This is a genomic window from Pseudomonas paraveronii (assembly GCF_963681955.1).
Lineage (GTDB): Bacteria > Pseudomonadota > Gammaproteobacteria > Pseudomonadales > Pseudomonadaceae > Aquipseudomonas > Aquipseudomonas paraveronii.
On record NZ_OY817130.1, the window covers coordinates 5893513 to 5911735 of the forward strand.

Consider the following 18223-nt stretch of genomic DNA (forward strand, 5'->3'; position numbering starts at 1 on the left):
CCGATGAACCATGACGTCATCATCACCTGCGCACTCACCGGTGCTGGCGACACAAGCGCCAGAAGCCCCCATGTGCCGGTCACCCCCAAACAAATCGCCGCCGCCGCCGTGGAAGCCGCCAAGGCCGGCGCCACCGTGGTGCATTGCCATGTGCGCAACCCCGAGACCGGCAAGTTCAGCCGCGACGTCGCCTTGTACCGCGAAGTGATGGAGCGCATCCGTGAGGCCGACGTCGACATCATCGTCAACCTCACCGCTGGCATGGGCGGCGACCTGGAGATCGGCGGCGGCGAAAACCCGATGGCATTCGGCCCCAACACCGACCTGGTCGGCCCGCTGACCCGCCTGGCCCATGTGGAAGCGCTGCTGCCGGAAATCTGCACGCTGGACTGCGGCACGCTGAACTTCGGCGATGGCGACACCATTTACGTGTCGACCCCGGCGCAACTGCGGGCCGGCGCCAAACGTATCCAGGAACTTGGCGTCAAGGCCGAGCTGGAAATCTTCGACACCGGCCACTTGTGGTTCGCCAAGCAGATGATCAAGGAAGGCCTGCTCGACGACCCGCTGTTCCAACTGTGCCTGGGCATCCCGTGGGGCGCGCCGGCCGACACCACCACCATGAAAGCCATGGTCGACAACCTGCCCGCCGACGCGGTGTGGGCCGGCTTCGGCATCGGCCGCATGCAAATGCCGATGGCGGCGCAGGCGGTGCTGCTGGGCGGCAACGTGCGGGTCGGCCTGGAAGACAACCTGTGGCTGGACAAGGGCGTGCTGGCCACCAACGGTCAACTGGTGGAACGCGCCAGTGAAATCCTCAGCCGCCTGGGCGCGCGGGTCATGACCCCAGCCGAAGGGCGCATAAAAATGGGCCTCAAAAAACGCGGCTAACCCCCCGACCCAAACCGGATCAAAACCTGAGGGAGGGGCTTGCCCCCTCCCACAGGGGTTCACCCCATTATTCAGGAATGTCGCCATGCGTTTTATTACAGATATCAAAACCTTCGCTGCCCTCGGCAGCGGTGTGATCGGCAGCGGTTGGGTGTCCCGCGCCCTCGCCCACGGCCTCGATGTGGTGGCCTGGGACCCGGCGCCCGGCGCCGAAGCCGCGCTGCGCCAACGCGTCGCCAATGCCTGGGGCGCCCTGGAGAAACACGGCCTGGCCCCCGGCGCATCCCAGCAGCGCCTGCGTTTTGTCAGCACCATCGAAGCCTGCGTGAAAGACGCCGACTTCATCCAGGAAAGCGCCCCGGAACGCCTGGAGCTGAAACTGGAGTTGCACGGCAAAATCAGCGCGGCGGCCAAGCCCAATGCCCTGATCGGTTCGAGCACCTCGGGCCTGTTGCCCAGCGAATTCTACGAGGGCTCGACGCACCCGGAGCGCTGCGTGGTCGGCCACCCGTTCAACCCGGTGTACCTGCTGCCGCTGGTGGAAGTGGTGGGCGGCAAAAACACCGCGCCCGAGGCGATCCAGGCGGCGATCAAGGTGTATCAATCCCTGGGCATGCGCCCGCTGCATGTGCGCAAGGAAGTCCCCGGCTTTATCGCCGACCGCCTGCTCGAAGCCTTGTGGCGTGAGGCGCTGCACCTGGTCAACGATGGCGTCGCCACCACCGGCGAGATCGATGACGCGATCCGTTTTGGTGCCGGCTTGCGCTGGTCGTTCATGGGTACGTTCCTGACCTACACCCTGGCCGGCGGCGATGCCGGGATGCGCCACTTCATGGCGCAGTTCGGCCCGGCGTTGCAGTTGCCGTGGACCTACCTGCCGGCACCGGAACTGACCGACAAGTTGATCGACGATGTGGTCGACGGCACCAGCGCTCAGTTGGGCCAACACAGCATTTCGGCGCTGGAGCGCTATCGTGATGATTGCCTGCTGGCGGTACTGGAAGCGGTGAAGACCACCAAAGCCAAGCACGGCATGACCTTCGCCGAATAAGGGAAACCCCAGCATGCCCGCACTGACCACCTACACCACACAGGTCCACCCCGACTGGGTGGACTACAACGGCCACCTGCGCGACGCGTTCTACCTGCTGATCTTCAGCTACGCCACCGACGCGCTGATGGACACCCTGGGCCTGGACAGCGAAAACCGCGCCGCCAGCGGCCACTCGCTGTTCACCCTGGAGCTGCACCTGAACTACCTGCACGAAGTGAAACTCGGCGCCGAGGTCGAGGTGCGTACCCAACTCATCAACCATGACGCCAAGCGCCTGCATCTCTACCACAGCCTGCATCGGGTCGGCGAAGCACACGAGCTGGCCGGCAACGAACAGATGCTGCTGCACGTCGATCTCGCCGGGCCGCACGCCACCCCGTTCAGCGCGAAGACCTTGGCAACACTCGCGGCCATCGGCGCCGAACAAGCCGAACTGCCGCGCCCCGCCCTCCTCGGCCGAGTGATTGGATTGCCAGCCAGGAAATAATCAGGAGCCACCCCGAAAACCACCGCCGCTGTTATCGATTTGCGTACTTAATCGCAGTGATTGCTGCGGTGGTTCACTGATTCCCCGACGCTGGCGCATGGGCCGCTTCCAAAGCCAGTTTCTTTTCAACAGCGGCAGCAATAAGAGGAGCCATTTCACGGAGCATATCTAAATTTCCGGTCTTCTCGTAAAGGCTTAGCCATTTGCGTCGAGGCCTCAATATCCGCTCATCATCCCTAAGCGGTAGCTTTTTCAGGGTGTTCTCAGCGCGCGCTCTAAATTCCGCAGGGACCGCGTCAGTCAATACCAACTGGAGAGACGGCAAACTGATCTCAAACCACCCCTCCTGCACTTCGAAGGGGTCCAATAAATCAGCAGCCACCTGCTTACTTTTAGAGCTGTTGATCCATCCATCAATAAATCGGTAGTTCGACCATTCATAGGCGAGCAACGGGTCTTCGTTGAAACTGATGCCGTGATCGACTGTACCGCTGGGAATATACATTGCGGCATAACCACATCGGTCATCAAACCCATCGGCAAGCGCATGCCTGAAAGGGGACCACAAGTCTCTCGGCCGCTCGGCTGTCGGGTTTGCTTTCAACCAGAGGTCGCCTGGCTTTCGACATTTCTCGTCAAATTTTTCAGGCTCGGGAATAGGGTTCAAAACGGGTGTCATGACCTTTTTCCTTTCGACCCTTTCTCGGGTTTTCCCTGAGACATTATCCATCGCGGCCAAAAGTCATCTAGGCCGGGCAAGACACGAACCAGTTCCTGATGAATAGCTGATTGCGTTGCCAAGTTTTCCGGCAACTCTTCCTTATCACCACGCATCCACGCTTCGGCGGCTTCGATAGCTTCCTCCGCTGCCACCGAGCGGGCCTGTTGCAAACCAAAAACGTCCGACACCAACCAGTTCACTACATCGCCCTGCTTGGACCATACCTCTTTGGTGATTCTGGCCTGCCCTCCTTCAAGATGAATATTGAAAACTGCATCTTTTTCTTCAATAAATTCAGGCTCGGCCGATGCCAATACCAAAGGGGAGTGGGTTGCCACAATCAGTTGTACAGCGACCTTCTCTTGCGTCATTTCCTCTACCACTTTAAGCAGGGCAGGGACGATTCGACGCTGCCATTGCGGATGCAAATGGCACTCGACTTCGTCGATCAGAAAGATGATCTCTTTGGCAGGGTTAACTTTTCGCTGTTTGCACGCTCGCTTATGACCGTTCCACGTCCAGACAATCATGTAGGCTAACGCAGCAATTCGACGCATACCCGCAGAGGCATGCACCAGCGGGACATCAAGGCCATATGGCATTCGCAAGGTTGGGTATTCGGTTTCATCCAGAGGACCAATATGGCAAGGCTCACCAGGCGACAACTTTTCAATGCCTGATGGAGACAGTGCATCCAGTGCCACAGTCAACTCTTTGAAAGAGGAGTCACCTGCGGTCCGCTGCCATCGGACCCAATCATGAATTAAGCCATTGCAGATATTGGTACCCTTTTCGGACACAGCGCCGTTCCATACCTCATCTGGAGAAAAGTTAAATGCCCGAATTTTTTCTTCAGTCCCGGCCTGTTGATCAGTCCAATAGTTACGCGCCGGGTCCCAAGCAGAGAAGCTGCCGTCTACTCCCGCATAAATAACGATTCCAGGGATGGAGGGACGCGCCTTCGGCTGACGCCAAACACCCTCTTTGAAATGGACTTCACCGGCTTTGTCCCCCGTCGTCACCTTGCTGAACGCAAACTCAATGCTGGCCGATCTCGACGACTCTCTAGGAATAGCCTCTGAGCCACGCGCCCATGTCCGCGTCAAAGCCCACCAGGCAGCATCCAGTAGGAAACTTTTACCAAGACCATTGTCACCCGTGATGAAGTTGAGGCGAGGTGCGAACTCAACCGGACCAAACTTTTCAGCAGGGCCGACACCTTTGAGAGACAAGAGCTTTAGCATTGCATTACCTTCTGGTTTGCCTGAGAGCCTGGGCTGGGTTAAGTGTCAACAAAGCGGATACAAACCCATCACTGTAAACAGCTTATAGGCATTCTGTGCATTCGAACTGTGGCAATGCTAATGCCAAACAATAACACTAGCTATCCCTTGCCCATCACAGCCTCAAAATGCATCCATCGGTAAACGCTCTGAAAACGACATGCTCATAGCCATCTGAGCCATTCCCGTGTTCCGCCCTTGCCGATGGGGGTCGACGGCTACCAGAATCCAAATCAATCCCCCCGCTCCCTTCACCAGGATAAACGTCATGATGCACGCGGATTTGATTGACCAGGATGACCTGCTGAACCAACTGCGCTCGCTGGGTTTCGAGGTGTCCAGCGGCGCCAGCGCCGAGCAGGCCTGTGAATGTGCGGTGCGCGGTTTGAGCGAGGCACGGGCCAAGGCGCTCAAGAAGATGGTTGAGCAGATGTACAGCGGCAGCGCGACGATTTTGCCGGCGGTGCGGCAGGCGATCGATAAGCAGTTGTTGCCGGCGCTGATGCAGTTCAAACAGAAATCCGGCGCCTGATAGACCGCTATCGGGGGCAAGCCCCCTTCCACACTCGAATTGTGAATACAGTCAAATGTGGGAGGGGGCTTGCCCCCGATCAGGCGACGCGGTTTAGAGCCTTACACTGGCAAACGTCGACTCATTGCGCGCCTGGCTCAACGCCGACATCGGCCCCGACAACGGTGACAACACCAGCGCCGGCGGAATTGGCATCATCGCCACTTGCTGGGTGGTGTTGGAGCCGACGCGCTCATCCCGTGGCGGAATGCCGAAGTATTCGCGGTAGCACTTGGAGAAGTGCGGCGTGGACACGAACCCGCACACCGACGCCACTTCGATGATCGACATCGGCGTTTGCTTGAGCAACTGCCGTGCGCGAATCAGGCGCAGCTTGAGGTAGTAGCGCGACGGCGAGCAGTGCAGGTATTTCTGGAACAGCCGCTCCAGTTGGCGCCGCGACACGGCGACGTACACCGCCAGCTCATCCAGGTCGATCGGCTCTTCGAGGTTGGCTTCCATCAGCGCGACGATTTCCTGCAACTTCGGCTGGTTGGTGCCGAGCATGTGCTTGAGCGGCACACGCTGGTGGTCCTGTTCATTGCGGATGCGCTCGTACACGAACATCTCGGAGATCGCCGCCGACAGTTCACGGCCGTGATCGCGGCTGATCAGGTGCAGCATCATGTCCAGCGGCGCAGTGCCGCCGGAGCTGGTGAAGCGGTTGCGGTCGAGGGTGAACAGGCGGGTGCTCATCGACACACGCGGGAAGGCTTCCTGCATCGACGCCAGGCATTCCCAGTGCACGCTGCAATCGAAGCCATCGAGCAGCCCGGCGCAGGCCAAGGCCCAACTGCCGGTACACACCGCGCCCAGGCGACGCGACTGGCGCGCCTGGCTTTGCAGCCACGACACATGTTCACGGGTGACGGTGCGCTGGATACCCACGCCGCCGCACACGATGACCGTGTCCAGGGCCGGGGCTTTGTGCATGGCGGCATCGGGCGTGATTTGCAGACCGTCGCTGGCCCATACCTGGTTACCGTCGACACTCAGGGTGGTCCAGCGATACAGCTCGCGGCCGGACAACTGGTTGGCCATGCGCAGCGGTTCCACTGCCGAAGCCAGGGAAATCAGCGTGAAATTGTCCAGCAGCAAAAAGCCGATGGATTGAGGCGCACGGTTCTGGGGTTGGGCCCCGGAGTTGAACGACGTCATCGCGGTATCTCCTCACACAAAGCGGGTGATGGCCTCAGGCGAGGCTCTTGTTATTGCGCTCTGCTCCAGCGCGGAGAGAGGCTTTGAATGGATAGAGCAAATGCCATGCCTAAATTTGAATGGCCATTCAATAACTCCTGAAAACGACCTCTTGATGTGTCTAGACAAGCCCCTGTGCGAAGTGCGGGATATGCCCCGAATCGAACGCAGAAGCGGCTCCGCTCAAGGGCCGTGAGCAGATCGGTAGCACTTGTGGGTAGGCGCTTTGAGGGCGAAGCAAGCGTCTGTCACCACAAGCACGGGTGACGGGTGGTCGAAGGTGAAAGTGTTTGGGGGGTACTTATCTGTTTGCGACGCGCTAAAAGGTGGCGCTTTTGGTTTTAGTGTTCACTTTATGAGCAGGGTTGTTTGGACTGGCGCTATCGGGGGCAAGCCCCCTCCCACAGGGGAACGCATTTCAAATGTGGGAGGGGGCTTGCCCCCGATAGCGGCGACACGGTCTCAACACTCAACCGCACTGACCGCCAACCCACCCCGCGAGGTTTCCTTGTACTTGTCATGCATGTCCGCCCCGGTATCGCGCATGGTGCGGATCACCCGGTCCAGGGAGATGAAGTGCTGGCCATCGCCGCGCAGGGCCATCTGCGCCGCGTTGATCGCCTTCACTGCAGCAATCGCATTGCGCTCGATACACGGCACTTGCACCAGCCCGCCCACCGGGTCGCAGGTCAGGCCGAGGTTGTGTTCCAGGCCGATTTCGGCGGCGTTGCACAGTTGCTCCGGGGTGGCGCCGAGAATCTCTGCCAACCCCGCCGCCGCCATGGCGCAGGCTGAGCCGACCTCGCCCTGGCAACCGACTTCAGCCCCGGAGATCGACGCGTTCTTTTTGCACAGAATCCCCACCGCCGCCGCGCTGAGCAGATAGTCGACCACATTGGCTTCGGTGACGTCGTCGCTGAACTTCATAAAGTAGTGCAGCACCGCCGGGATGATCCCCGCCGCACCATTGGTCGGCGCGGTGACCATGCGCCCACCGGCGGCGTTTTCTTCGTTGACCGCCAGGGCGTACAGGTTGACCCACTCCATCGCGCTCAAGGTCGAGCCGATCACGTTGGGCTTGCCCAGCTCCTGCAAACTGCGGTGCAACTTGGCGGCGCGACGGCGCACATTCAGGCCGCCGGGCAGGATGCCTTCGTGCTTGAGGCCCTGCTCCACACACGCCTGCATGGCGCGCCAGAGCGTCATCAGGCCGCTGCGGATTTCATCTTCGCTGCGCCAGACTTTTTCGTTGGCCAGCATCAGTTCGGCGACACGCAGGTTGTGGCTGCTGCACAACTGCAACAGTTCCACCGCGCTGGAAAACTCATAGGGCAACTCGGTGCGATCCAGATCCGCCACGCCGCTTTGGGCCTGGGCTTCATCCACCACAAAACCGCCGCCGACCGAGTAGTAGGTATTGCGATGCAACTCGCCGTCATCGCCGAACACCACCAGGGTCATGGCATTGGGGTGGAACGGCAGGTTTTCGTCGAGCAGGCGCATGTCCCGGGCCCACACGAAAGGCACCGGCAAACGCCCGTCCAGCAGCAGCGTGTCGGTCTCGCGCAGGGTATGGATACGCAGGCCGATCTGCGCCGGATCGATTGCGTCCGGCCACTCGCCCATCAGGCCCATTATCGTGGCGGTATCGCTGCCGTGGCCGATGCCGGTGGCCGATAGTGAGCCGTAGAGCTGAACTTCGACGCGCCGCACCTGTTCCAACAGTTCACGTTCACGCAACCGTTGAACGAACAACGCTGCGGCGCGCATGGGGCCGACGGTGTGAGAACTCGAAGGCCCGATGCCGATCTTGAACAGGTCGAAAACGCTGATAGCCATTGCCGTAGAACTCCTCGATAAGCACGGGCCAGGCTTGAACGAGGTGCTACGCTCAGATCGCCCAGACGGCCCAGATGGCGGCATCATCAGGCTTTTATCCGTCATCACGGCGTCTCACACCGACGCAACCATGCTCACCAGCGTCGCTCACGAGCAATGGCCTGTTTTGGGCGTTTTTAGCGGTGCAGATGGGCAAAAACAGCCGTTTAGCCGTGGGAAAAACCTGTAAACGACGTCACCGACACTGGATGCGACCCTGCCTGTACTGGATACGACGCCCCCTGTAGGCGTCAGATTTTCACTGGTACATGATCAGTCTCGACTCGTTTGCAAGGCACCGTGCCGCCGCTTCAAGGCACGCTCCAACCGCAACACTTATAAAGCGCGGCGAATGCCGCCAGAAAACACACAGGAGTCTAGCCCCATGAAAGGTTCACCCTCGTTGTTGTTGGCCGCCATGCTGAGTCTGCCAGTCCTGGCGCACGCTGCAGAACCGGCACAATGTCAGACCGTCAACTTCTCCGATGTCGGCTGGACCGACATCACCGTGACGACCGCGACCACCAGCGAAATCCTCAAGGGCCTCGGCTACAAGCCGCGCACCACGATGATTTCGGTACCCGTGACCTACAAGTCGCTGGCCGACGGTAAGAACATGGACATCTTCCTCGGCAACTGGATGCCGACCATGGAAAACGACATCAAGCAGTACCGTGATGCCGGCACCGTGGAAACCGTGCGCGCCAACCTGGAGAACGCCAAGTACACCCTGGCCGTTCCCGAGGCGCTGTATGACAAAGGCCTGAAAGACTTCGCCGATATCGCCAAATTCAAGGATGAGCTGGAAGGCAAAATCTACGGCATCGAACCCGGCAACGACGGCAACCGCACCATTCAAACGCTGATCGACAAAGACGCGTTTGGCTTGAAGTCGGCCGGTTTCAAAGTGGTCGAGTCCAGCGAAGCCGGGATGCTCTCGCAGGTCGAACGTGCCACCAAGCGCGGCAAGGCCATCGTGTTCCTCGGCTGGGAACCGCACCCGATGAACACCCGCTTCAAGATGAAGTACCTGACCGGCGGTGACGATTCGTTCGGCCCCAACTACGGCCAGGCCACCATCTACACCAACGTGCGCAAGGGCTACACCCAGGAATGCAGCAACGTCGGTCAGTTGCTGAAAAACCTGTCGTTCACGCTGAACATGGAAAGCACCCTGATGGGTAACGTCCTGGACGACAAGATGAAACCCGACGCCGCGGCCAAGGCCTGGCTGAAGAAGAACCCGCAAGTGCTCGACACCTGGCTCGCCGGTGTCACCACCGTTGATGGCAAACCTGGACTCGACGCCGTGAAAGCCTACCTCGCCAAGTAACACCGCTGACCCCGGGGCGGTGCGCTGCCCCGGGATGTTTTCCCCCCTCGCATGTGGACATTCACTACCATGCTGACTGAACAGAAAATCCCACTAGGCCAGTACATCGCTGCCTTCGTCGAATGGTTGACCCAACATGGCGCCAACTACTTCGACGCAATCGCATCGACACTGGAAACGATGATCCACGGCGTGACGTTCGCGCTGACCTGGTTCAATCCGCTGGCATTGATCGGTCTGATTGCGCTACTCGCTCACTTTATTCAACGTAAATGGGGCCTGACGGTGTTTGTCATCGCCTCCTTCCTGCTGATCCTCAACCTGGGGTACTGGCAGGAAACCATGGAGACCCTGGCGCAGGTGCTGTTCGCCACCCTGGTCTGCGTGGTCATCGGTGTGCCGCTGGGCATTGTTGCCGCGCACAAACCGCTGTTCTACACCCTGATGCGGCCGGTGCTCGATCTGATGCAGACCGTACCGACCTTCGTCTACCTCATCCCTACCCTGACCCTCTTCGGGCTGGGTGTGGTGCCCGGGTTGATTTCCACGGTGGTGTTCGCGATTGCCGCGCCGATCCGCCTGACCTACCTGGGTATCCGCGATGTACCGCAAGAGTTGATGGACGCCGGCAAGGCCTTCGGCTGCTCGCGCCGTCAGTTGCTCTCACGCATTGAACTGCCCTACGCCATGCCGAGCATTGCGGCCGGCATTACCCAATGCATCATGCTGTCGCTGTCGATGGTGGTGATCGCGGCCCTGGTGGGTGCCGACGGCCTCGGCAAGCCGGTGGTCAACGCACTGAACACCGCCGACATCGCCCTGGGCTTTGAAGCCGGCCTGGCGATTGTGCTGCTGGCCATCATGCTCGACCGCATCTGCAAACAACCCGACGCCAAGAAAGTAGGGGGTGATGCATGAGCATTATCCGATTCGACAATGTCGACGTGATCTTCTCCAAAGACCCACGCGAAGCGCTCAAGCTGCTGGACCAGGGCATGAGCCGTAACGAGATCCTGAAAAAAACCGGCCAGATCGTCGGTGTTGAAAAAGCCAGCCTGGATGTGGAAAAAGGCGAGATCTGTGTGCTGATGGGCCTGTCAGGCTCCGGCAAGTCGAGCCTGCTGCGCTGCATCAACGGCCTCAACACCGTCAGCCGTGGCCAGTTGTTCGTCGAGCATGAAGGGCGCCAGATCGACATCGCCTCCTGCACCCCGGCCGAGCTGAAAATGATGCGCACCAAACGCATCGCCATGGTGTTCCAGAAGTTCGCCCTGATGCCCTGGCTGACGGTACGCGAGAACATCAGCTTCGGCCTCGAAATGCAGGGCCTCCCGGAGAAAGACCGGCGCAAGCTGGTGGACGAAAAGCTCGAACTGGTGGGCCTGAGCCAATGGCGTAACAAGAAGCCGGACGAACTCTCCGGCGGCATGCAGCAGCGCGTCGGCCTGGCCCGCGCGTTGGCGATGGACGCCGACATCCTGCTGATGGACGAACCCTTCTCCGCTCTCGACCCGCTGATCCGCCAAGGCCTGCAGGACGAGTTGCTGGAACTGCAACGCAAGCTGAGCAAGACCATCGTGTTCGTCAGCCACGACCTCGACGAAGCCCTCAAGCTCGGCAGCCGCATCGCGATCATGAAAGACGGCAAGATCATCCAGTACAGCGTGCCGGAAGAGATCGTGCTGAACCCGGCGGATGACTATGTGCGCACCTTCGTCGCGCATACCAACCCGCTGAACGTGCTGTGCGGGCGCAGCCTGATGCGCACACTGGACAACTGCAAACGCGTCAACGGCTCGGTGTGCCTCGATCCGGGCGGCGACTCGTGGCTGGACCTCGCCGAAGGCAACACCATCCAGGGCGCGCGCCAGAATGGCGTGGTGATGAACCTGCAGAACTGGGCACCGGGGCAACCCGTGGAAGGCCTGGGCCGCGTGCCGACACTGGTGGACTCGAACATCGGCATGCGCGATGCGTTGCAGATTCGCTACCAGACGGGGAACAAGCTGGTGTTGCATGACAACAACAAGGTGGTGGGGATTCTTGGCGACAGCGAGCTCTACCATGCCCTGTTGGGCAAGAACCTGGGCTAACAAACACCGCAAAACCCATTGGAGAAACAGGGTCAAAATGTGGGAGGGGGCTTGCCCCCGATGGCGGTGTATCAGTAACAGATGAACTGACTGACACACTGCAATCGGGGGCAAGCCCCCTCCCACATTTTTTGCCCCAGTGGTGTCAGTGGGGACACCACCAGGCTTCAACCATCAGCTATAGACACGGCCAAGGAGCTGCCGATGGCTTTCAAACTGATCGAGCACGTCCCGGGTGATCTGTTCCTGGGCGAAGCCCATCAGGTCGTATTCCTGAGGCCCGTTGTGCAGGTACACCTCGGCACGGTAGTAACGGGTGCGCTCTGCCTCAGGCTGCTCGTCCGACGCCACCGCGTAGCCGTCCAGGCTCACTTCGTAGACAAACGGGTTGCCCTCTTCCATCTCGATGCGCACACCGATGCAACGCTTGGATTTGCCCAACAGCGTCTGCACCTCCAACCCCTGCTCGCGCAATGCCGTCGCCGCGTGTTCCAGCGCCGGCGTGACGTGCTTGTCCATAAAGCGCTGCACGGTGGACTGGCTCGGTTGCAGGTCCAGGGCGGTCAAGCGCTCGCTGAAACCACGACGGCCCCGCTCGGCCAATTGCGCCTGCTCCAACTCCGTCGCCGCGTCCTGGCGCATCGCTTTGTGCAAACCGAACATAAACACAATCAGCACCACCGAGAACGGCAGCCCCGCCAGCACCACCATGGTTTGCATGGCTTCGAAGTTACCCGCGAACAGCAGGCCGATGGTCACCAGGGTGATCACTGCCGACCAGAAGATCCGCAGCCAGTGCGGCGCGTCTTCGTCCACGTTGCCGCCTTTGCAGGAAAGATTGGCCATCATCACCGCGCCGGAATCCGCCGGGGTCAGGAACAGTACAAAGCCGACAAAGATCGACACACCGATGACGATTTTCGACGCCGGGTAATGCTCCAGCAACTGGTAGATGGCCATCGACGGTTGTTCCAGCGCCGTCTTGCCCAACTCCACCGCGCCCTGGTTCAACACCAGGTCCAGGGCCGAGTTACCGAAGATCGACAACCACGCCAGGGTGAAGCCCAGCGGGATCAGCAGCACGCCGGCTACCAGTTCACGCACCGTGCGACCACGGGAAATCCGCGCGATGAACATGCCCACGAACGGCGCCCAGGAAATCCACCAGGCCCAATAGAACAGGGTCCACAGGCCCATCCAGCGTTCGGTCTTGTCGGCGTCGCCTGCGTACACATACAGGTCGAAGGTTTTCAGGATGATGCCGTTGAGGTAGTCACCGGTGTTCTGCACCAGGCCGTTGAGCAGGTGCAAGGTCGGGCCGAACAACAGCACGAAGATCAGCAAACCGCTGAACAACACGATGTTGAGGTTGGACAGGCGACGAATGCCGTTTTCCACCCCCGACACCGCGGCGATGGTCGCCACGGTGCTCATCACGATGATCACGATCAGCAGGTTGGTGTTGCTGTGCTGCATGCCGAACAGGTTTTCCAGGCCGGACGACACCTGCATCGCGCCGATACCGAGGTTGGTCACCAGGCCCAGCAGGGTCACGAACATGCCGAATCCGTCGACCGCGTGGCCGGCCGCGCCTTTGACCCAACGCTCGCCCACCAGCGGGTACAACGCCGAGCGCAGGGCCAGCGGCTGGTTGTGCCGATAGGCGAAGTACGCCACGGCCAGGCCGACCAGGGCATAGATCGCCCAGCCGTGCAGGCCCCAGTGCAGGAAGGTCAATTGCAGCGCCTGGCGCGCCGCGCCGTTGCTGGCGGCCGCGCCTTCGGGCGGGTTGAAGTAATGGTCCAACGGCTCCGATGCGCCGAAGTACAGCAGCGAGATGCCGATACCCGACGAGAACAGCATGCCGGCCCAGGCGCCGTAGCTGAAGTCCGGGGTGTCGTCCTTACTGCCCAGTTTCAACTTGCCGTAGGACGAAAACGCCAGGCCGACCACGAATACCAGGTAGGCGGCGATCACCACCATGTAGTACCAGCCGAAACTTTTCGATAACCATGCCTGCGCCACGCCGAGCATCCGGCCGGCCTCTTGCGGGGCAATGATCAAAATGGCGGTCAGCAACAGAATCAGCGCGGTGGAGGTGTAGAACACCCAACCGTTGACCCGCACCTTTTCCGGTGGGGTCTTTATTAGAGAGGCAGAACTCATGGCGCAGATGCTCCAGGCAGTGCGAGAGAGAAACACAAGGCAACGGTGATCCCGTGCTCATCGATTTTTCGGCAGTCGACGGACGGGTGTTATAAAGACACCCCGAAAATTCTTGAGGCCGCCGAGGCGGTGTTCAGGCTCTGAAATGGCCTGTTTCAAGGGTTTTTGCAGGTGTCAGATGTCGCTACTTACCCGTAGGAAATACCGGCAGGCAGCGGCAATTTGTCGCAGAGCTTATTCTTTGTTGATTGAACGTTCAATCAAAACAAAATAGACTGGCCATCAAGTCGACGGACGTTATCGCCCGCCGGCAGGCCTGAGGAGAGGTACTCCATGCCCAAGGTCGGTATGCAACCCATACGCCGCCAACAACTGATCGAAGCCACGCTGACGGCCATCGATCAAGTCGGAATGGGAGATGCCAGCATTGCGCTGATCGCCCGTTTGGCCGGTGTTTCGAACGGCATCATCAGTCACTACTTCAAGGACAAGAACGGCCTGATCGCCGCGACGATGCGCTACCTGATGAACGTGCTGATCGAGAACGTCCATGAACGCAGGCTGGCGCTGAAGGATGACAGCCCGCGGGCACACATTCAGGTAATCATCGGGGGCAACTTCGATGCCAGCCAGGTCAATGGACCGGCAATGAAAACCTGGCTGGCCTTCTGGGCCGCCAGCATGCACCACCCGTCTTTGCACAGGTTGCAGCGGATCAACGATCAACGTCTGTATTCCAACCTGTGCTGCCAGTTCCGCCGCGTATTGCCGCTGCCCGACGCACGCAGCGCAGCCCGAGGCCTGGCGGCCTTGATCGACGGTTTGTGGTTGCGCGGCGCCCTGTCGGGAGATGAGTTCGACACGGAGCAGGCGCAACGGATCGCTTACGAATACATGGATTTCCAATTGGCCAAGCAGGTGAGTTAGAGCACACATACCCGCTCAACCCCTGAACGTCTGCCGCTCAGTGTTGCCACCCCCTTATGGCCCACTTTGCGGCGGGTAACGCCAACCACTTATGCACTTGCGAGGACTTTATGGCCCGTTTCGACCTGCAAAAACTCTACATTGACGGCGGCTACAGCGATGCCGGCAGCGATGCCACCTTCGAAGCCATCAACCCGGCTAACGGTGAAGTTCTCGCCAAAGTGCAACGCGCCACGAAAGATGACGTTGAACGTGCCGTGGTCAGCGCGGAAAAAGGCCAGAAAATCTGGGCCGCCATGACCGCCATGGAGCGTTCGCGCATCCTGCGCCGTGCCGTCGACATCCTGCGCGAGCGCAACGACGAACTGGCCGCCCTGGAAACCCTGGACACCGGTAAATCCTTCTCCGAAACCAAGTACGTCGACATCGTCACCGGCGCCGACGTGCTGGAATATTACGCAGGCCTGGTGCCGGCCATCGAAGGCGAGCAGATCCCGCTGCGCGACACCTCCTTCGTCTACACCCGCCGCGAGCCGCTGGGCGTGGTCGCCGGTATCGGCGCGTGGAACTACCCGATCCAGATCGCCCTGTGGAAATCCGCACCGGCCCTGGCTGCCGGTAACGCGATGATCTTCAAGCCCAGCGAAGTCACCTCGCTGACCACCCTGAAACTGGCCGAAATCTACACCGAAGCCGGCGTTCCAGCCGGTGTGTTCAACGTCTTGACCGGCAGCGGCCGTGAAGTCGGCACCTGGCTGACCGAGCACCCGCGCATCGAGAAAGTCTCGTTCACCGGCGGCACCGACACCGGCAAGAAAGTCATGGCCAGCGCCTCCAGCTCCTCGCTCAAAGAAGTGACCATGGAACTGGGCGGCAAATCGCCGCTGATCGTGTTCGAGGACGCCGACCTGGATCGTGCCGCCGACATCGCGATGATGGCCAACTTCTACAGTTCCGGTCAGGTCTGCACCAACGGCACCCGCGTGTTCGTACCCAAGCACCTGCAAGCCGCGTTCGAAGCCAAGATCGCCGAGCGTGTTGCGCGCATCCGCATTGGCGACCCGCAGGATGACAACACCAACTTCGGCCCACTGGTCAGCTTCGCCCACATGGAAAGCGTGCTCGGCTACATCGCCAAAGGTAAGGCAGAAGGTGCTCGCGTGCTGTGCGGCGGCGAACGCCTGACCGAGGGCGACTTCGCCAAAGGCGCCTTTGTTGCCCCGACCGTGTTCACCGACTGCACCGACGAGATGACCATCGTCCGTGAAGAAATCTTCGGCCCGGTGATGAGCATCCTCACCTATGAGACGGAAGAAGAAGTGATCCGCCGCGCCAACGACACCGACTTCGGCCTCGCCGCCGGCCTGGTGACCAAGGACCTGAACCGCGCCCACCGCGTCATTCATCAGTTGGAAGCCGGTATCTGCTGGATCAACGCCTGGGGCGAGTCCGACGCGAAGATGCCGGTCGGCGGCTACAAGCAGTCGGGCGTGGGCCGTGAGAACGGGATCAGCTCGCTGAACAACTTCACCCGCATCAAATCGGTACAGGTTGAGTTGGGCGATTACGCCTCGGTGTTCTAAAGCCGAGCCTTGCGTTGCCTGTGAGGCCGCTATCGGGGGCAAGCCCCCTCCCACTTTTGACTGTGTAAACCCGATCAAATGTGGGAGGGGGCTTGCCCCCGATGAGGCCCGACCTGACCACACTTCAAAGAGGGTGCATTCAATGTCCCAAGAATACGACTACATCATTGTGGGTGCCGGCTCCGCCGGTAACACCCTGGCGACCCGTCTGACCGAAGACGAAGGCGTCACCGTCCTGCTGCTGGAAGCCGGCGGTCCTGACTACCGTCTCGACTTCCGTACCCAGATGCCCGCCGCCCTCGCGTTCCCGCTGCAAGGCCGCCGCTACAACTGGGCCTACGAGACCGATCCAGAGCCACACATGGACGGCCGCCGCATGGAATGCGGGCGCGGCAAGGGCCTGGGTGGCTCGTCCCTGATCAACGGCATGTGCTACATCCGTGGCAACGCCATGGACTACGACAACTGGTCGAAACTGCCCGGTCTGGAAGACTGGACGTACCTGGATTGCCTGCCATATTTCCGTAAAGCCGAAACCCGCGACATAGGCCCCAACGACTACCACGGCGGCGACGGCCCGGTCAGCGTGACCACGCCCAAGGCCGGTAACAACCCGCTGTTCCACGCCATGGTCGAAGCCGGCGTACAGGCCGGTTACCCGCGCACCGAAGACTTGAACGGCTACCAGCAGGAAGGCTTCGGCCCGATGGACCGGACCGTCACGCCAAACGGCCGTCGCGCCAGCACCGCACGCGGTTACCTGGACACGGCTAAAAAGCGCGCCACCCTGACCATCGTCACCCACGCCCTGACCGACAAAGTGCTGTTCGAAGGCAAGCGTGCGGTCGGCGTGCGTTACCTGATCGGCGCCGCCGAAGAGCGCGTGGAAGCCCGCGCCCGCAAAGAAGTGCTGGTGTGCAGCGGCGCCATCGCGTCGCCGCAACTGCTGCAACGCTCCGGCGTCGGCCCGGCCAAACTGCTCGAAAGCCTCGACATCCCGGTGGTCCACGACCTGCCCGGCGTCGGCGAAAACCTGCAGGACCACCTTGAGCTGTACCTGCAATACGCCTGCACCCAACCGGTGTCGCTGTACCCGTCGCTGCTCTGGTACAACCAACCGGCCATCGGTGCCGAATGGCTGTTCAACGGCACCGGCATCGGCGCCAGCAACCAGTTCGAAGCGGGCGGTTTTATCCGTACCCGTGAAGACTTCGATTGGCCGAACATCCAGTACCACTTCCTGCCGGTGGCGATTAACTACAACGGCAGCAACGGCGTGAAAGAACACGGCTTCCAGGCGCACATGGGCTCCATGCGTTCGCCGAGCCGTGGCCGCGTGCAGTTGAAGTCGAAGAACCCACGGGACTACCCGAGCATCCTCTTCAACTACATGGCCACCGAGCAGGACTGGCAAGAATTTCGCGATGGCATCCGCCTGACCCGTGAAATCATGCAGCAGCCCGCACTCGACGCCTTCCGTGGCCGCGAAATCAGCCCGGGTATCGACGTGCAAACCGATGAGCAGTTGGACACGTTCATCCGCGAGCACGCCGAAACCGCGTTCCACCCGTCCTGCTCGTGCAAGATGGGCAGCGACGAGATGGCCGTGGTGGATGGCGAAGGCCGCGTGCATGGCATGCAGGGCCTGCGCGTGGTCGATGCGTCGATCATGCCGATCATCACCACCGGCAACCTGAACGCGCCGACGATCATGCTCGCCGAGAAAATCGCCGACAAGATCCGGGGCCGCAAGCCATTGCCGCGCAGCACCGCCGACTACTACGTGGCAGGCGATGCGCCGGTGCGGGGCAAGCCGATGCGTGAAGTGGGGCCGACTGCGCAGTAACCGTGTCGCCTCCATCGGGGGCAAGCCCCCTCCCACACTTCGATTTGTGAATACATTCAAAATGTGGGAGGGGGCTTGCCCCCGATGAGGCCCTATCTGACACCGCAAGACCTCCCACCTGCCTACACTCTCCTTGATCCGCGCCCCAGCCCAGGCCTACTCTGTTTGTCTGCCTGCGCTGAGCCGCCCACAA

Annotated in this window: 15 protein-coding genes; 10 read left to right on the forward strand and 5 right to left on the reverse strand. The window is 60.6% G+C overall.

The genetic code is table 11. From position 1 onward, the window contains the following. The first annotated feature begins 3 nt into the window (after window positions 1-3). The 3 genes from cdhC to U5A08_RS27370 all read left to right on the forward strand — a co-directional run bounded on the left by cdhC (window position 4) and on the right by U5A08_RS27370 (window position 2432). Window positions 4-891 (forward strand): 3-dehydrocarnitine:acetyl-CoA trimethylamine transferase CdhC, encoded by an 888-nt coding sequence (cdhC, locus tag U5A08_RS27360; RefSeq protein ID WP_253399806.1) that lies wholly within the window; start codon window positions 4-6, stop codon window positions 889-891. 85 nt (window positions 892-976) lie between these two features. Further along, a complete protein-coding gene (locus tag U5A08_RS27365) occupies window positions 977-1942 on the forward strand; it encodes an L-carnitine dehydrogenase (protein WP_321849316.1) in 966 nt (321 codons plus the stop codon). A 13-nt stretch (window positions 1943-1955) separates the two neighbouring features. Continuing rightward, window positions 1956-2432, forward strand: coding sequence for a thioesterase family protein (locus U5A08_RS27370; RefSeq protein WP_321849317.1), 477 nt, complete (start codon window positions 1956-1958; stop codon window positions 2430-2432). A gap of 73 nt (window positions 2433-2505) precedes the next feature. Here the strand turns inward: U5A08_RS27370 and U5A08_RS27375 are convergent, their stop codons facing one another. Further along, complete coding sequence (locus tag U5A08_RS27375) at window positions 2506-3111, reverse strand: hypothetical protein (protein WP_321849318.1); 606 nt, start codon at window positions 3109-3111, stop codon at window positions 2506-2508. Next, window positions 3108-4397, reverse strand: coding sequence for an AAA family ATPase (locus tag U5A08_RS27380; RefSeq protein ID WP_253399814.1), 1290 nt, complete (start codon window positions 4395-4397; stop codon window positions 3108-3110). Before U5A08_RS27380 ends, U5A08_RS27375 begins: the two co-directional genes overlap by 4 nt. A gap of 307 nt (window positions 4398-4704) precedes the next feature. Here U5A08_RS27380 and U5A08_RS27385 point away from each other — a divergent pair, with 307 nt between their 5' ends. Beyond that, the gene (locus U5A08_RS27385) at window positions 4705-4968 is read left to right on the forward strand and encodes a hypothetical protein (protein WP_247397743.1); all 264 of its coding nucleotides are present in this window, start codon (window positions 4705-4707) and stop codon (window positions 4966-4968) included. A gap of 93 nt (window positions 4969-5061) precedes the next feature. On the opposite strand, the gene gbdR is transcribed toward U5A08_RS27385, so the two are convergent. Both gbdR and U5A08_RS27395 read right to left on the reverse strand, forming a co-directional pair. Beyond that, window positions 5062-6165, reverse strand: coding sequence for a choline metabolism transcriptional regulator GbdR (gene gbdR / locus U5A08_RS27390; protein WP_017844931.1), 1104 nt, complete (start codon window positions 6163-6165; stop codon window positions 5062-5064). A gap of 501 nt (window positions 6166-6666) precedes the next feature. Further along, window positions 6667-8043 (reverse strand): L-serine ammonia-lyase, encoded by a 1377-nt coding sequence (locus U5A08_RS27395; protein ID WP_253399816.1) that lies wholly within the window; start codon window positions 8041-8043, stop codon window positions 6667-6669. 424 nt (window positions 8044-8467) lie between these two features. On the opposite strand from U5A08_RS27395, the gene U5A08_RS27400 reads away from it, so the two are divergent. The 3 genes from U5A08_RS27400 (at window position 8468) to choV (ending at window position 11508) form a co-directional block, all read left to right on the forward strand. Beyond that, window positions 8468-9415: a choline ABC transporter substrate-binding protein gene (locus tag U5A08_RS27400; protein ID WP_247397752.1), complete on the forward strand. Its 948-nt coding sequence runs from the start codon at window positions 8468-8470 to the stop codon at window positions 9413-9415. Window positions 9416-9484: 69 nt separating this feature from the next. After that, window positions 9485-10333 carry a choline ABC transporter permease subunit gene (choW, locus tag U5A08_RS27405; protein WP_247397755.1) on the forward strand — a complete coding sequence of 283 codons (849 nt, stop codon included), beginning with the start codon at window positions 9485-9487 and terminating at the stop codon, window positions 10331-10333. Then, entirely contained in the window at window positions 10330-11508 is a 1179-nt protein-coding gene (gene choV, locus U5A08_RS27410; protein WP_321849320.1) for a choline ABC transporter ATP-binding protein, read from the forward strand. Before choW ends, choV begins: the two co-directional genes overlap by 4 nt. Before the next feature lie 174 nt (window positions 11509-11682). On the opposite strand, the gene U5A08_RS27415 is transcribed toward choV, so the two are convergent. Continuing rightward, entirely contained in the window at window positions 11683-13617 is a 1935-nt protein-coding gene (locus U5A08_RS27415; RefSeq protein ID WP_253400450.1) for a BCCT family transporter, read from the reverse strand. A gap of 390 nt (window positions 13618-14007) precedes the next feature. On the opposite strand from U5A08_RS27415, the gene betI reads away from it, so the two are divergent. From betI to betA, 3 genes are all read left to right on the forward strand, one after another. Beyond that, on the forward strand, window positions 14008-14601 hold the full coding sequence (gene betI, locus U5A08_RS27420; RefSeq protein ID WP_253399821.1) for a transcriptional regulator BetI: 594 nt from the start codon (window positions 14008-14010) through the stop codon (window positions 14599-14601). Window positions 14602-14711: 110 nt separating this feature from the next. Beyond that, window positions 14712-16184, forward strand: coding sequence for a betaine-aldehyde dehydrogenase (betB, locus tag U5A08_RS27425; protein ID WP_253399823.1), 1473 nt, complete (start codon window positions 14712-14714; stop codon window positions 16182-16184). Between the two features lie 142 nt (window positions 16185-16326). Then, window positions 16327-18030 carry a choline dehydrogenase gene (gene betA / locus U5A08_RS27430; RefSeq protein WP_321849323.1) on the forward strand — a complete coding sequence of 568 codons (1704 nt, stop codon included), beginning with the start codon at window positions 16327-16329 and terminating at the stop codon, window positions 18028-18030. Window positions 18031-18223: the final 193 nt, after the last annotated feature.

Excerpts from the sequence above, each read along its gene's own strand:
- cdhC (WP_253399806.1), top strand. The coding sequence starts at position 4 with ATGAACCATGACGTCATCATCACCTGCGCACTCACCGGTGCTGGCGAC.
- U5A08_RS27365 (WP_321849316.1), top strand. The coding sequence starts at position 977 with ATGCGTTTTATTACAGATATCAAAACCTTCGCTGCCCTCGGCAGCGGT.
- U5A08_RS27370 (WP_321849317.1), top strand. The coding sequence starts at position 1,956 with ATGCCCGCACTGACCACCTACACCACACAGGTCCACCCCGACTGGGTG.
- U5A08_RS27375 (WP_321849318.1), bottom strand. The coding sequence starts at position 3,111 with ATGACACCCGTTTTGAACCCTATTCCCGAGCCTGAAAAATTTGACGAG.
- U5A08_RS27380 (WP_253399814.1), bottom strand. The coding sequence starts at position 4,397 with ATGCTAAAGCTCTTGTCTCTCAAAGGTGTCGGCCCTGCTGAAAAGTTT.
- U5A08_RS27385 (WP_247397743.1), top strand. The coding sequence starts at position 4,705 with ATGATGCACGCGGATTTGATTGACCAGGATGACCTGCTGAACCAACTG.
- gbdR (WP_017844931.1), bottom strand. The coding sequence starts at position 6,165 with ATGACGTCGTTCAACTCCGGGGCCCAACCCCAGAACCGTGCGCCTCAA.
- U5A08_RS27395 (WP_253399816.1), bottom strand. The coding sequence starts at position 8,043 with ATGGCTATCAGCGTTTTCGACCTGTTCAAGATCGGCATCGGGCCTTCG.
- U5A08_RS27400 (WP_247397752.1), top strand. The coding sequence starts at position 8,468 with ATGAAAGGTTCACCCTCGTTGTTGTTGGCCGCCATGCTGAGTCTGCCA.
- choW (WP_247397755.1), top strand. The coding sequence starts at position 9,485 with ATGCTGACTGAACAGAAAATCCCACTAGGCCAGTACATCGCTGCCTTC.
- choV (WP_321849320.1), top strand. The coding sequence starts at position 10,330 with ATGAGCATTATCCGATTCGACAATGTCGACGTGATCTTCTCCAAAGAC.
- betI (WP_253399821.1), top strand. The coding sequence starts at position 14,008 with ATGCCCAAGGTCGGTATGCAACCCATACGCCGCCAACAACTGATCGAA.
- betB (WP_253399823.1), top strand. The coding sequence starts at position 14,712 with ATGGCCCGTTTCGACCTGCAAAAACTCTACATTGACGGCGGCTACAGC.
- betA (WP_321849323.1), top strand. The coding sequence starts at position 16,327 with ATGTCCCAAGAATACGACTACATCATTGTGGGTGCCGGCTCCGCCGGT.